The sequence below is a fragment of the Candidatus Izemoplasma sp. genome, assembly GCA_036172455.1.
GTDB lineage: Bacteria > Bacillota_I > Bacilli_A > Izemoplasmatales > Izemoplasmataceae > JAIPGF01.
The window spans coordinates 68,417-83,023 of the sequence record JAXKVY010000004.1; the positions used below are offsets into that span (position 1 = coordinate 68,417).

General features: G+C 35.3%; 11 protein-coding genes. 9 read left to right on the plus strand and 2 right to left on the minus strand.

All coding sequences use genetic code 11. The annotated features are described in order from the left end of the window. Window positions 1–28: 28 nt before the first annotated feature. Window positions 29–2,041, minus strand: coding sequence for an HD domain-containing phosphohydrolase (locus tag UMR38_06685; GenBank protein MEC9485545.1), 2,013 nt, complete (start codon window positions 2,039–2,041; stop codon window positions 29–31). 174 nt (window positions 2,042–2,215) lie between these two features. Between UMR38_06685 and UMR38_06690 the strand changes: the two genes are divergently transcribed. The 5 genes from UMR38_06690 to UMR38_06710 all read left to right on the plus strand — a co-directional run bounded on the left by UMR38_06690 (window position 2,216) and on the right by UMR38_06710 (window position 10,985). Then, window positions 2,216–4,474 carry an ABC transporter ATP-binding protein/permease gene (locus UMR38_06690; GenBank protein MEC9485546.1) on the plus strand — a complete coding sequence of 753 codons (2,259 nt, stop codon included), beginning with the start codon at window positions 2,216–2,218 and terminating at the stop codon, window positions 4,472–4,474. Window positions 4,475–4,484: 10 nt separating this feature from the next. Then, window positions 4,485–6,875, plus strand: a complete 2,391-nt coding sequence (locus UMR38_06695; GenBank protein ID MEC9485547.1) for an ABC transporter ATP-binding protein/permease — start codon at window positions 4,485–4,487, stop codon at window positions 6,873–6,875. Window positions 6,876–6,957: 82 nt separating this feature from the next. After that, window positions 6,958–8,139, plus strand: coding sequence for an AAA family ATPase (locus UMR38_06700; GenBank protein ID MEC9485548.1), 1,182 nt, complete (start codon window positions 6,958–6,960; stop codon window positions 8,137–8,139). Continuing rightward, window positions 8,136–8,627 carry an LURP-one-related family protein gene (locus tag UMR38_06705; protein ID MEC9485549.1) on the plus strand — a complete coding sequence of 164 codons (492 nt, stop codon included), beginning with the start codon at window positions 8,136–8,138 and terminating at the stop codon, window positions 8,625–8,627. The genes UMR38_06700 and UMR38_06705 overlap by 4 nt, the downstream gene beginning before the upstream one ends. 18 nt (window positions 8,628–8,645) lie before the next feature. Then, window positions 8,646–10,985, plus strand: a complete 2,340-nt coding sequence (locus UMR38_06710; protein MEC9485550.1) for a helicase C-terminal domain-containing protein — start codon at window positions 8,646–8,648, stop codon at window positions 10,983–10,985. 78 nt (window positions 10,986–11,063) lie between these two features. Here the strand turns inward: UMR38_06710 and UMR38_06715 are convergent, their stop codons facing one another. Next, complete coding sequence (locus UMR38_06715; protein ID MEC9485551.1) at window positions 11,064–11,429, minus strand: PH domain-containing protein; 366 nt, start codon at window positions 11,427–11,429, stop codon at window positions 11,064–11,066. A 125-nt stretch (window positions 11,430–11,554) separates the two neighbouring features. Between UMR38_06715 and UMR38_06720 the strand changes: the two genes are divergently transcribed. The 4 genes from UMR38_06720 (at window position 11,555) to UMR38_06735 (ending at window position 14,559) form a co-directional block, all read left to right on the plus strand. Next, complete coding sequence (locus UMR38_06720; GenBank protein MEC9485552.1) at window positions 11,555–12,472, plus strand: NAD(P)-dependent oxidoreductase; 918 nt, start codon at window positions 11,555–11,557, stop codon at window positions 12,470–12,472. Window positions 12,473–12,481: 9 nt separating this feature from the next. Further along, on the plus strand, window positions 12,482–13,153 hold the full coding sequence (locus tag UMR38_06725; protein MEC9485553.1) for a peptidylprolyl isomerase: 672 nt from the start codon (window positions 12,482–12,484) through the stop codon (window positions 13,151–13,153). Window positions 13,154–13,237: 84 nt separating this feature from the next. Then, window positions 13,238–14,329, plus strand: a complete 1,092-nt coding sequence (locus tag UMR38_06730) for a reductive dehalogenase domain-containing protein (protein MEC9485554.1) — start codon at window positions 13,238–13,240, stop codon at window positions 14,327–14,329. Next, complete coding sequence (locus tag UMR38_06735) at window positions 14,329–14,559, plus strand: Smr/MutS family protein (GenBank protein MEC9485555.1); 231 nt, start codon at window positions 14,329–14,331, stop codon at window positions 14,557–14,559. The genes UMR38_06730 and UMR38_06735 overlap by 1 nt, the downstream gene beginning before the upstream one ends. Window positions 14,560–14,607: the final 48 nt, after the last annotated feature.

Consider the following 14,607-nt stretch of genomic DNA (forward strand, 5'->3'; position numbering starts at 1 on the left):
CAAACCGATGATGATTTGAATTCTGGTTTTATATTTGCGCATCTTCTATGATAATTTTAATGTTTCCATCTTGTATACATTTAATAGCGATATCAACTAACTTTGGATTGAACTGCGTATCCTTGTACAGTTGCAGTTCGGCAATAATTTCCTCGTGCGTTTTACGTCTTGAATAAGGTCGTTTTGTTGACATTGCACTAATCGCATCAGCAATACAAAGAATTTGTGATCCAACAGGAATCTCGCCTTGTTTTAAGCCATCGGGATAACCATTTCCGTTATACCATTCATGATGATGTTTGACTAAGTTAGCGATAGGGGTTAAATCTTTTGATTTCACCAAGATATTATATCCAAATACAGGATGTTGCTTGATCGCTTCATATTCTTCTTTTGTTAAAGGGTCTTTTTTATTTACAATCTGGAAGCCAACACCAATTTTGCCAATATCATGAACAATACCTGCCCAGTAAATATTTGTTTGTTCTTCTTGTGATAAGTTTAAGTATTTTGCGATATGTAAGGCAATATCAGCAACCTGTTCACTATGACTACCAGTATACTGATCAAAGAGTTCAAGGGTTCTAATCAAACTTAGAACAATGTCATCCTTTAAACTATTTGTCCGGTGATTAAGCGCTGAAACATTGTACACTAAGTTGACCATCTGTTGGAACAATTGAATATTTTTAATCTCTTGATTGTTAACATAATAATCACTGGTTTTATAGGTTAAAAAGATTAATGCCCCAAAACGGTCTTCACCAGTACGAATAGGAATCCGTATATCTAGTGAAACGTTATCTAAAAACTTTTCTAAATATTTGTAGTTACCTTTATAAATAAAGCGGTAGTTTTCTTGAGGTTTCTGATACACGATAGGCTCATCGGTCTGCCAGTTAAATAAGTTGCTCAGGACAGGAAATTCTTTAAACATGGCGATATTGATTCCTTTTGCGTCTATAAAGCGTGTCACATTCCCTGATTTATGGGCAAGTAATACCGCATCAAACCGATCAAATAGCCTTGTCGCAATCGAAAATACTTGATCAAGATATTCAACTTTATTCTTTGAATTATCTTGATCAATCCATTCTGTTAACTGCATTAAGCCTATGGTTGATGTGAACATGTCTTTGAGTTTTGTATTGGCTTGATTAATCCGTTCTTTTTGTGAATGAATCGTATGCACGTATTTTTTTGTAATGATAAATAAAATACAACTAATAAATAAAATTAAATCAATACCAATTAAATCAAAATGAATCTCAGTATCAATAACAATATCATAAAATGCCATTCGTGAGACTAATATGAAACTTGCATTCATAGCGATTAGAACCTTGAAGTTGAATAAATAAGCGCTTATGGAAAATAAAACGATGATGATGACAGTAAAGAAATTATCTGTAAGATAATGGTTAACTGTACTAAATAATAACAATAAGGTTGCCAAATAAAACATACTAAATATAACAGCGACTAAATGTCTTTTTAACGTTAATCGAATCGGATATACATGCATTAATAATATTGGTAATGTAATCGATACAATCGATACAGTCATAGCGGGTAAGAGTTTAATCACATATCCTTGAAAGGATAAATTACCATACAAATTTAAGTAAAGCGTTCCTAAAAGAACACTCCCAACAAACGCAGATATGAAGGCAACAACTGTAAAAACAATATAACTGTATAAATTTTCTGTTCGATCAAAGTATTTCTTGTTAAAATTTTGTTTTATTAATATACCAAGACTAAGGTAAATAATAACTGTTAAAGAGGCGTAAATGACCGCAGGGAGTAATGTAACCCCAGTCAATCCATAATAGATTAATGTCCCAGATAATAAGCCCCCGATAATCCCATAGATTCCGCGATATTTAGTAATATAAATACTCGCCATAATCATTGGTAATGTAAAAAAGAATGATAAATGATTTTCTGGGGAGGTTAGAACAGTCAGTTCGATGAGTCTTACCACAAGTAAAATACTTGCGATAACTACATTAAATAACCATTTAGGAATTGATTTCATCTTTCAGACCTCCTTATATTATTCTTATTATACAGCCTTTTGTTGTTTTGTACAAGATTTCATTATTAAGAGGAAATAATAATAAATTCAATAATAAAAATTAATTTCTTATAGACGTTATATCTTGTCGGTCTCTATGGTATAATAGACTGACTACTTAAAGAAGGTGAAACCATGTTAAAACTGAAAAATGTTAGCAAGTATTACCATAGTAACGATACGGTTGCGATGGGATTAAGAAAAGTGACTGTGGATTTTGAATTGGGAGAATTCGTCGCAGTAACAGGGGAAAGTGGCAGTGGGAAATCAACACTACTGAATGTCATTAGTGGTCTTGATACCTATGAAGATGGGGAATTATATGTTAATGAGGAAGAAACGAGTTACTATAATGTCGCTGATTGGGAAAATTACAGGCGACAATATATTGGCTTTGTTTTTCAAGAATATAATATTATTGATTCCTATAGTGTGTATGAAAATGTTATGATTGCTTTAACCATTCAAGGATATGATAAAGATCAACGCTCTGATCGCGCAAAAGAATTAATCGATCGCGTTGGACTTACTTCCCATATCCATCATAAAGCGTCTAAATTATCTGGTGGACAAAAACAAAGAGCGGTTATTGCTAGAGCACTTGCTAAGGATTGTCCAATCATCGTCGCAGATGAACCAACCGGCAATCTTGATTCAACATCAAGTGACACCATTATCAAGTTGTTAAAAGAAATATCCAAAGACAAGTTGGTCATTGTTGTGACGCATAATTATGACGAAGTTGCTGATTATGCGACACGTAAAATTAGACTGTTTGACGGTGAAATTGTTGAGGATAAACAAATTAAATCCTATGATCCTGTCGATGACCCACAAGATATAGTGGATTATAAGATGACTCGGTTGAATAGTTTATGGATTGCGACCAAGAACCTTTTAAGAACACCAAAACGTACCACATTTACCTTAGTTGTGGGGTTATTTATTGCCCTCATCTTTATGTTTAGTTTTGGGTCTTTTGTTCAGAACACCACGCAAACGACAAACTATTATGGTGGGGGTTATTTTAACAATATCAGTGAAAATAGAATCATTGTCACCAAATTTGATGCGTCTATGTTTAGTGCGAATGAAATAAATGAGATTCATGCGTTGAAACGGGTTCGAGATGTTGTCAATCATGATGTACTATTAGATATGCAAGTATTCTCATTCAACCAACATGCCAATCAAGATTGGGTTGAAACGCGAGAATTTTATGTAAACCCTGCGACAGCTCTTTCTATTAGTGACCTAGCAGACGGTAGACTACCGAATAACTATAATGAAATAGTCATCAGTGAATCAACAGAGTATATGGTTGGAGATACGATTGATATTGCGTATCGATATATGTATGAAACCTATAATGAAGACACTGGTGAAGTAGAAAGACAAATGCCAGAAACGGACACGTTTACAATTGTTGGTATGACAAATCAACGGTCACGAAGATGGCAAGAAAATCTTTACTTCCATAATAGCTTTTTACAAGATGATGATATTATCAAACACGCGTATGTCAGTAATACTTTTGGCAAGCAATATATAGAACTCAGTATCCAAGCAACTAACACCACAGCTGATCAGGAAAGTAATACCCAACTATGGGGTAATTACCAAGTGGATGATAGTTTACCAGACAATACATTGTTAGTGCATCAAGAGTTTATAAACATGTTTGCTGATCAATTTGGGTATGATGTTGAAGCAACACCAAGTTGGTTAGATAACATCGCGTTTCAGTTAGTAACAGAATCAAGTTTTGAAGACAATACAATTGACATTACCCTTCAAGCTGGTGCGGACGTCAATAAAGAATCTAATATTATATATTTAAGTGACAACTTATTTGATCAAATTGTTCCAGATGATTACTATCAAATTAGTGTCATTGTAGACAATGGGTATGATGCGAGTATTGTTATGACGGCATTAGAAGATGATGGATTCAATACGATTTATCCAGCCGATGTCACAGACATGTATGGCCAAGTGATCCAGTTAATCCAGACAATTTATTTTGGCTTTTTAATGGCACTGTTGATGTTAGTCATCTACTTTATTAGCTATATTGTCTTAAGAAATGTTCAAAATGCAAAGAAAAAAGACTATTTAGTCTTCAGAAGTATCGGTGCGAGTAAAAAAGCATTAAACCGGGTGACCATTTATGAATTGATGATTACAATGGTTGTTGCCTTTATTATTACGTTAGGGTTCTTTATTATCAATCAATATATCAACACATTTATACCAAATTACTTAGGCTATTTTACATGGACAACCTACGTTGCGATTGGCTTTATATTGTTACTACTCGCTTGGCTACTAGGGAATCGATTTAATAAGAAAATCTTTAGTCGATCTGTTATTACATCATTGAAACAGGAATAGAGGGATCATCATGATAAAATTAAATCATTTACACAAATATTACAATAAAAATAAACAGAACGAAATCCATGTTATAAACGATGTTGATATAACATTACCAAACAAAGGGCTTGTCATGTTAGTCGGTCCAAGTGGGAGCGGTAAAACAACACTCTTAAATGTTTTAGGTGGATTAGATAAAGTTCAAACTGGCAGTATTCAATTTGGCGATACCACCATCGAAAAATATAAGACAACGACATGGGATATTATCCGCAATCGCGAAGTTGGCTATATTTTTCAAAACTACAATTTGTTAAAAAATTTAACAGTATACGATAATATTGCGTTAACACTAAATATGATTGGGATTTACGATACTGATGAAATCGATAAACGGATTGATTATATTCTCAACTCGATGGGGATGATTAACTACCGAAAACGTAAAGCATCACAACTGTCAGGCGGCCAGCAACAACGGGTGGCAATCGCGCGTGCCCTCGCTAAAAATCCAAGCGTAATTATTGCCGATGAACCAACAGGAAACTTAGATAGTAAAAACACCCAAGACATCATGAATATTATTAAAAGTATTTCATTTAATAAATTGGTGGTGTTAGTTACCCATGAAGAAGCACTTGCAAGTCAGTATGCGGATCGTATTATTCGCTTAAAAGATGGACAAATAGTGAGTGACGATACTCATCGCGCAACCGGTGCTCACGCGATCAAGCATGACACCGATATCTATTTAAAAGACTTACATCAAACCCATCATCTCAGTAATGATAACTTAACGGTGACAACCTATACCGACGAAACACTAGAAGATACGCTTAAAGTCCGGTTAATCGCAAAGAACGAAACCCTTTATATTGATGTCTCAAGTCAAATCTATGACAAACTAAACCTAATTGATAAAGACAGTGAAGTGCGTATCTTTAACGAACATTTCATGGCAGATGAAACGAATATGTTTGATGAAGATGCCTTTGATTTAGAAAGTATTATAACACCAAAAGAAGATACCGTTAAACATAGTGTTATTTCATTTAAAGACAGTATAAAAATGGCTTTTAAACGGTTAAAAGATACCAGCCGTATTGGTAAGTTGTTCTATGTAGGGTTTGCCTTAGGCGCAGTCTTGATTGCACTTGCGGTGGGAATGTTAAGTGGCATCTTTAGAGTAGAGCCAACCGATTTCGTATCACATCCTGTCGAAACAGTCACATTCCCAATTGGCGATAATACCTATGAAGATATCCAAGAGATTGCCAATGGGGATGATGTGAACTATATTATGGGACCACTCAACATCCAAATGGAAATTCTCTTACCACAACTGTATCAAGGAAGAGATCTCACACAAGGCGTTAACGCTCAAGTTGTATACAGTGACTATTTAGATCAAGACAAAATCATCAAAGGGCGCACGGTTGAAACGTATGATGAGTTTGTGATGAACGCCTCAGTAGCGAATAATTTAATTAACGGCTCGCAACTGAATTACTTAGGAATTACAGAACTGAACGACTTAATGAATTTACAGTTTCGGCTTAATCAAGGGAATAGCAGTTATCTTATGACCCTTGTTGGGATCATCGATGATGATAACCCAGTCATTTATATGAAAGAAGATACCGTGCTCCTATCAAACAAAAATGTCGGAACCTATGAGATGTTTAAAGATGAAATCACAGTTACAGGGAATGAGTTAACGAAAAATAGTGTTTACTTGACAGAAAAACTGAATCCAACGATTGGCGATACGTTCAGTATAGGCAGTGAAGACTATACAATCGCAGGCGAATTCTCAGGTGATGTGTCTGTGATTGCGATAGCATCAAAAGCGAGTCTCACAGAAACCATCTTCATTGATGGACACAACAATGCTTATTCAACTGTCTACCTCCATTCAAATAATGTTGATGAGACAATCGACCGATTACAAGACCTAGGAATTGAGGCAACCTCTACTTATGAAATAGAATTAGAGCGATACCGTGCCAGACGCTGGGATGACTCACTCGCCACGATTATTTTTACGATCGTTGTGTTATCAGCAAGTGCGATTAGTTACTACTTTATTATCCGTTCAAGCTTAATGTCACGAATTTATGAAATGAGTGTTTACCGTGCATTAGGGGTTTCTAAAGGAGATATTCGCAAGATATTTGTCACAGAAATAGCCGTGATTACGACCATCACATCACTGATAGGGTATCTCGGGATGACCTTTATTCTTTACCGGATTCAAATCTTGAGTGAAGACTATATGAGCTTAATTTATATTTCACCACTAAGCATTTTAGCCGGGATTCTTTTAATCTACTTAGTCAACACCTTAAGTGGCTTAATTCCTGTCAGTAACTTATTACGAAGAACACCTGCTGAAATCTTAAGTAAATACGATTTTTAATCACAAGATGCACACCCTTAGGTGTGCATTTTTTTATATCAAAAGATTGGCAAATGTGCTATAATAGGCTTAGGTGATACGCATGGTTGAACACATTTATATTAAAAACTATAAAGCATTTAAAAAAGAGAATATACCGCTTGAAAAACATACATTACTTGTTGGAACCAACAACTCTGGAAAGACAACGGTCTTAGAAGCACTCGATCTCTTTTTTAATCATAGGATGCGCCATGATTTCATTATTGATCGCACTTCACCTGTGATTATTGAATTACAAGTCGCAGGTAAACGGTACCGGAAAGCGTATAGTCCACCGTATTTTGATTTAGACTATAAACAGTGTATTGGTGACTTATATGATATCAATGATTATGCCTTTTTATATATCCCTAAACATATTCATATTGCTAGATTACTAAATGATATCTTAACGGTCAATATGACTAGCCAACTGAATAAAGATATCCAACGTAAAATCTTTAAAGTCGCGGATTATATTGATGGCGTGCCAGGGAATACGGATTATCCGTTTTTTACATATCATACCATCTATCAAATGGACATTAAACGTCCACCCGAGTTTGATGCGGTTCAGATTGCCAAATGTATTGCGAATGTGACCCATGATAAAACCATTATCGGGATTGATAATTACGAAGATACCTTTTCAGTTAATCAGCTAGATACCCTTAAAAACTATATGTTCCAAACCATCTTTGCGACAGACAGTGAAACGGTCATCCAAGCCAGTGATGCCTATATCGCACAACTTCTCACAGGGGATAAAGAAAAAGACTTTAAGGCGATGCAAAAACGGGTAAGCCATTCTGAAAAAGCCTATATCTTAGTCGAAGGTAAATATGATGTAAGTTGGTTTGAAAAAGCCTTAGAATTACTTGACTTAGACGATGCGTATACGGTCTTGCCATGTGGTGGATTTGGTAATATACAATATGTAAAAGAACAACTTGATAAAGAAGGATTTCAATCGATTGTTGTGACCGATGGGGACACTTTAACCGCAAGCTCACTCAAACGTGATGTGATTGAAATGTATGTCGATCTTGATTTCTTGAAGACACATTTCGATGTCTATTTTGAAGCGCTACCAGACACTAAACAACAATTTTTCAAACATATTGATGAAAAAGAGGATGTGATTAAACATGTCTTAAGTAAATGGGCGAAACATCAATTATCTAAGGATAATCCATTTGTTAAAGAACTTAAACATTTGCTTTCTGAAAGGAGCGACTTATGAAATTTTATATTAAACAAAAAGTCTTTTCACTCAAAGACAATTTCAATGTCTTTGATGAAAATGAAAACACAGTGTATACCGTTGAAGGACAATTTTTCTCTCTAAAAAACAAGTTAACATTAAAGGATGCTAGTGGGAATAATTTACTGTATAGTGAGAAAAAGATTTTTAGCTTGCGCCCAACGTATTTTTTATTTGATGTCGCAGGTTCGAAAATTGGTAAGGTCAGACAACGCTTTAGTTTACGACCTAAATTTAATGTCTCATTATATGATCAAGAACTCGATATGCAAGGCAGTTTCTTTGCCCATAGTTTTACGATTGAAGGCCCACAAGGGATGCTCGCAAGTGTGAGCAAAAAAGTCTTTAGCTTTGGCGATAGCTATGAAATAGATATCCAAGCAACAGAGAACCAAGAAGCCTATTTATTTTTAGTCATTATTTTAGATCAAGTCTTACACGAAAACAAAAATAATCACCAACATTAATTGACAAAGAGGTGACGTATGAAATCACTCAAAGTCAGCGTTAAAGATCTCGTCACCTTTATTCACCGGGGTGGCGATTTAACCAATGAGTTTAAAAGTAATGCTCGGGCTAAGCAAGGCACTGAATTACATACCTTCTTACAAGAACAGTATCTTGAAGAAGATCAAAAAGAAGTGTTTGTCAAAGAGACTGTTACCCAAGATGATTATGAAATCACACTATCAGGTCGTATTGATGGTGTGCTTTTACGTGATCATCAGATTATCATAGAAGAAATCAAAAGTACCCAGGTTGCCTTAGAACTCTTAGATGAAACAAGTAGACCAGAGCACTTGGCGCAAGCAAAAATATATGCCTATCTATATTTACAAACGTTATCGCAAAAATCGATTACAGTTTATTTAACCTATATCCATACACAATCTAAAGCAACTAAAATCATTAAAAAACGGTATAATCAAACGCAGCTCAAACGCTTCTTTGACAATACCATTTTAGAATATACAACGTGGTTAGATATTTATGAAGCACATCATGAACAGCGTCAAGCCTCAATTGAGGGACTGACCTTTCCTTTCCCAGATTACAGAGAAGGACAGTATACCTTTATGGGCGCAATTTACCAAACTTTAATGCAAAAGGATATTCTTTACTCTATTGCCCCAACAGGGATTGGCAAAACAGTCGCAGCGCTTTTTTCGAGTTTAAAAACAATGGATAAAGAGACCGATAAAATCTTTTATCTCACAGCGAAAAATCAAGGCAAACACATTGTGATTGATACCGTTAATTTACTCAAACAACATGGCTTAATCACCAAAAGTGTTGTCTTGCATTCTAAAGAAGCAATGTGCTTAATGGATAAAGTCGATTGTGACCCCGATATTTGTCCTTATGCAAAAGGCTATTTTGAACGTGAAAAAGATGCCCTAGAAGATATATTTGTCCATGATGATGTCTATGACCAACGTTTAATCAAACAATATGGAGAGTATCATAACATTTGTCCTCATGAATTTAGTTTATCTATTTCTAATTATTCAGATATTGTTATTTGTGATTATAACTATGCCTTTGATCCACGCGTACACTTAATTCGGTATTTTGAAGAAAGTTATTATACTCCAAAACTCTTAATCGATGAAGCCCATAATATGATTGATCGCAGCCGTAATATGTATTCAGCGGTATTACAAGAATCCTCCTTAAAGACGCTAAAAGCATCGATCACCCGCTTTAAGGGGCCGATACACGCCGCGTTAAATGCAGTATTAGGGCGTTTGAACGCATTGAAAGAGACACATGAGTTAGCTAAGAATCCGTTTTATTATCAAGAAGAAAATATTCTAGATTTAATCGAAAAAATAGATTTTTTAATTGTTCAACTCGATAAAATATTAGTAGAACATAAGCGATTTGAAGCGCGTAAAGATGTCTTAGATGTCTATTTTGAGTTAGTGCAATATAGGCGTATTGCTGAATTTTATAATGAACATTATCGCTTATTTATGCACTATTTTAATGAAGAGATTACTATCACAGAACGCTGTTTTAATGCGGCTGATTTCATCACCGAAATTATCGAATACCAAACCGATGGGGCCATCTTTTTTAGCGCTACGTTAGAACCGATTGATTATTACGTTACATTAATTACAAATGGAGAAGGCAAAACGATTCAAATTCCATCACCATTTGACCCGAAACGACTTGGGCTCTTTATTGAAGGATCTACCTCTACCCGTTATCGCGATAGAGATTTAAGTATCAGTAAGATTATTGATACGATTTATGCCATGTTAGAAGCAAAACAAGGAAACTATATTGCCTTTTTTCCGTCTTATGCCTATATGAATAAGGTCTTAACACAATTTGATACGTCTGGCTATCATGTCGTGGTTCAAGAGAGAAATATGCGCTATAGCGAAAGAAAGTCCCTTTTAGAAACCTTTCAATCAGATCAAGACACTTCAACAATAGGCTTCTTTGTTCTTGGTGGCAGTTTCTCTGAAGGAATCGATTATGTTGGCGATTTATTACATGGTGTTTTAATTGTAGGGGTCGCCTTACCAATGTTTAATAAAGAAAATGAGTTGTTAAGAAGTTATTTTGATCATCATCATAATAATGGGTTCCATTATGCCTATACGTACCCAGGCATGAATAAAGTGATTCAAGCTGTTGGTCGCGTGATTCGACAAGACGATGATCAAGGGATAGCAATTTTATTTGATGATCGGTATTTACACCATACTTACACATCGTTATTCCCGAAACATTGGGCGCATATTAAAACGATACCACATAATGATATCATCATTGATTACTTAAATCATTTTTGGGACAATAAACAATAAAAAAACCAATCAATAAATGATTGATTTTTTGTATAATACTGTATCTATCATCAACACTTCTTGATGATAGAAGAGAGACTATAACACATGCGTTGAGATGATTTTATCAAGTTCGCGTACATTTACGCCTTTTTTCAGATTCAGTTTCAACATCCCAAGACGTGTCCAAATTTGCATTTCACCTAAGTCAAATACACCACGAGCATTCTCGCTAGAATACATTACAATTGATTTGAATGGAATCGTATATAATTCCATTTTCTTTCCTGTAATCCCTTGTTTATCACCAAGGATAAAGCGGTAATTTGTCACAATCGCAAAGTCACGCAATGTTTTGTAACAGGCTTCAATTGTTTCATTTTCGATGAGTAATTCATGTAGTTCTTTTGGGGGTTTTGTTTCCCTGACAAATGTAAATTCAATGCCATTTCTAATGTCTTCCATAATGACCTCCTTATGTATAGTTTACCAAATTATTCACGCTTTTGCTACTGGAAAATTGCTTGTAAAAGTATGAATCTATTGTATAATAAGATTAAGTGATTTTTTAGGCTAATAGGAGGTGCACAGTGAACGTTTATACAAAACATAAAAAGATGGAAGAGGCATTAAAGCAATATGACTTACCGAGGATCACATTTGTAGACGACTTAAAGGATGCACACTTTATCATTGATGGCCACTTTGATCAACATGATTATCACCCTGATTTAAAAGGTGTTATCATTCCTTATACAGGCCATAACGGCATTGATCTAGATGCGATGAGAAAACACGATCTCATGTTATTTATTACGCCCACTAGATCACGGTATGTGGCTGAGAAAGCGATTGCCTTAATGTTTGCCTTGTTAGGAAGAGTTGTGCATTATCATACATTACTTCAGACCGGTAACTGGGCTGAACGTAATACACAAAAAAGACAACCTTGGACCAGTATTCAGGGTAAAACAGTCGGTCTATTTGGGTATGGCAGAATCGGTAAACGGATTCATCATATGTTACAAGGTTTTGACTGTGATTTTGCCACCATTGATCGGGGTCATGACTATGAAGACAATCTATTACTTGTTAAAAACTTAACGAACTTAATTCAGGTAAGCGATGTTATTTTTATCTCAACACCATTAAATAAAACGACTGAGGGGATCTTTGATCAAAATAAATTCGCACGGATGAACAACAAATTTTTAATTAATGTTGCGCGCGGCGCTATTTGTGAAGAAGAGTCTTTATATCAAGCCTTAAAAACAGGCACCTTACATGGCTATGCTTCTGATGTGTGGTATCAATACCCTAAAGGAAAAGAAGCACAATTGCCAAGCACCTATCCTATTTATGACCTAGATAACGTCGTGTTATCAAATCATTCAGGTGGGTTTACTGAAACAACGAACAAAGAAGTCAATGAAGACTTAATAAAAACGTTAAAACAATTAGAACAAGAAGACTATAGCAAAAAACTAAATCTAGATACATTATTATAAGGAGTTCACATGAAAAAACTATTACTAACAGTTTTACTAACACTAAGTGTTTTTACACTTACCGCATGCAACAACGAAGAGGAGGAACCATTTGTGCACAATGTCCCCGAGGCAGGTAACGTCTATTTAGATAATTTAGGGTATTATGAATATATTAATTTTACCAATCCAGTCGTGACCATTACCGTCAAAGATATTGGCCAGATTGAATTACAACTATTTGAAGAAGTTGCTCCGAATACAGTTTATAATTTCGTTCAATATATTCAAAATAATGCCTATGAAAATAATCAATTTCATCGGGTAGTGACAGGCTTTGTCATTCAGGGTGGCCGGATTGAAAACGCTGAGTGTAAAATACGAGGTGAGTTTGATACCAATGATTTTGATAACCCATTGAATCATACTCGGGGGGTACTCAGTATGGCAAGAACCAATGATCCTAACAGTGCCTCTAGTCAATTTTTTATTGCGCATCAAACCAATCAAAGTACAGCGAGTTTGGACGGAAAATACGCAGCCTTTGGCGGGGTTGTCTCAGGTTTTAATGTCTTAGACTATATTGCCAATTTACAAGCAGAGGGATCTCAAGAACCTCAAGTTGAGATAATTATCGAAAATATCACAATTGATTTAAAAGGAAACGATTATCCGGATCCTGTCTGTTTACCAGTTGAGTAATCAAGCTTAAGTATTCGGGTTTCCGAATACTTTTTCATAACAGTTAAAAAACGGAATATGATATACTATAAATGGTGATGAAACATGAAAAAATATGATGAAAGAGAGACCTTGTTTTCACGTATTGGTCTTGAAAAAGGGACAGAAGCATACAATACATTTTATAACCAACATCCGGAATTAAAACATCCTGATGATCTTTTACGTGGCAAATCGTTTCGTCATAATTCGAAAAAGTCACCCCGCTTTAAAGAACGGTTTGAACCAATCTTTAAACATAATAAAACCCACATCAAAGCGCTCTTTGATATGGCTAATGCGTATCCTAAAAAATCAACCCATGTTCCTTTAAAGGATAGTTTTAAAGCAAATATCAAAGAGATTACTAAGTATTACGGTGCGACTGATGTTGGTCTCACAACATTAACAGATTATTCATTTTATCAAGTATTTGGTGGCGTGAATAAAACGTTAGGGATTAACAATTATGGTGAAAAGATTTTACCCAAATATAAAACGGCGATTGTATTCACCGTCTTAATGGATAAGGATATGATTAACCGTGCACCCCAGTTTGAGGAATTACTAGCGACCGAAGAAGGCTATTTAAAACTGGCTCATATTGGTGCGCGCTTGACGATGTATTTAAAAGATTTAGGCTATCATGCGATGTTTAATAATTCAGAATATTATCTCGCACCACTCGTGCCCTTAGCGTATGATGCTGGGCTTGGTGAAATCGGGATGGCTAACCATTTAATCACCCGGAAGTATGGAAACAGAGTGCGGTTAGGCGCTGTTTTTACAACCCTAGAGTTACCCCCAGATCGTCCCGATGACTTTGGGTTAAAAGCATTTTGTAAATACTGCGGACTCTGTTTAATGAACTGTCCTTCAAAAGCTATATCACATCGTCCACGGATGGTGAATGGGCGCCAATTTTATAAATTTGATGAGAATAAATGTTATGATATGTGGATCAAATCAGGCACAGATTGTGGCACCTGTATTCAAAGTTGTCCATTCTCTCAAGAGATTGATCAAGACTTAGTCAATAACATGAAAGATAATGAAGCTATAATGCAAAAGATTTTTAATCAACATCTAGAGACATATGGTAGACGCCACTATCTTAAAAAGGCTTTACCGATTGTCTCACTAAAGGAGGAAGAGTAATGGTAGAATTTGATGTACATGGCATGACCAAAGATCAAGCTAAAGTTGAAATTGAGCGTTTCATCGCAAAATTAAGCAAAGAAGTAAAACAAATCCGTATCATTCACGGGTACCGTAGTGGGACATCATTAAGAGAAGCCATTCAGAGTACGCATTTTATTAAAAGTAATCGGATTAAACGAAAAAAACTCACGATGAATCGTGGCGAAACGATATTTGAGTTATATTAATAGTTCGTTTTTCCCTGATGTAGTCATCACATGTTGTAAGGTAACTGT

Bases quoted from the DNA above. Each gene is read 5' to 3' on its own strand.
- UMR38_06685 (MEC9485545.1), bottom strand. From the start codon at position 2,041: ATGAAATCAATTCCTAAATGGTTATTTAATGTAGTTATCGCAAGTATT.
- UMR38_06690 (MEC9485546.1), top strand. From the start codon at position 2,216: ATGTTAAAACTGAAAAATGTTAGCAAGTATTACCATAGTAACGATACG.
- UMR38_06695 (MEC9485547.1), top strand. From the start codon at position 4,485: ATGATAAAATTAAATCATTTACACAAATATTACAATAAAAATAAACAG.
- UMR38_06700 (MEC9485548.1), top strand. From the start codon at position 6,958: ATGGTTGAACACATTTATATTAAAAACTATAAAGCATTTAAAAAAGAG.
- UMR38_06705 (MEC9485549.1), top strand. From the start codon at position 8,136: ATGAAATTTTATATTAAACAAAAAGTCTTTTCACTCAAAGACAATTTC.
- UMR38_06710 (MEC9485550.1), top strand. From the start codon at position 8,646: ATGAAATCACTCAAAGTCAGCGTTAAAGATCTCGTCACCTTTATTCAC.
- UMR38_06715 (MEC9485551.1), bottom strand. From the start codon at position 11,429: ATGGAAGACATTAGAAATGGCATTGAATTTACATTTGTCAGGGAAACA.
- UMR38_06725 (MEC9485553.1), top strand. From the start codon at position 12,482: ATGAAAAAACTATTACTAACAGTTTTACTAACACTAAGTGTTTTTACA.
- UMR38_06730 (MEC9485554.1), top strand. From the start codon at position 13,238: ATGAAAAAATATGATGAAAGAGAGACCTTGTTTTCACGTATTGGTCTT.
- UMR38_06735 (MEC9485555.1), top strand. From the start codon at position 14,329: ATGGTAGAATTTGATGTACATGGCATGACCAAAGATCAAGCTAAAGTT.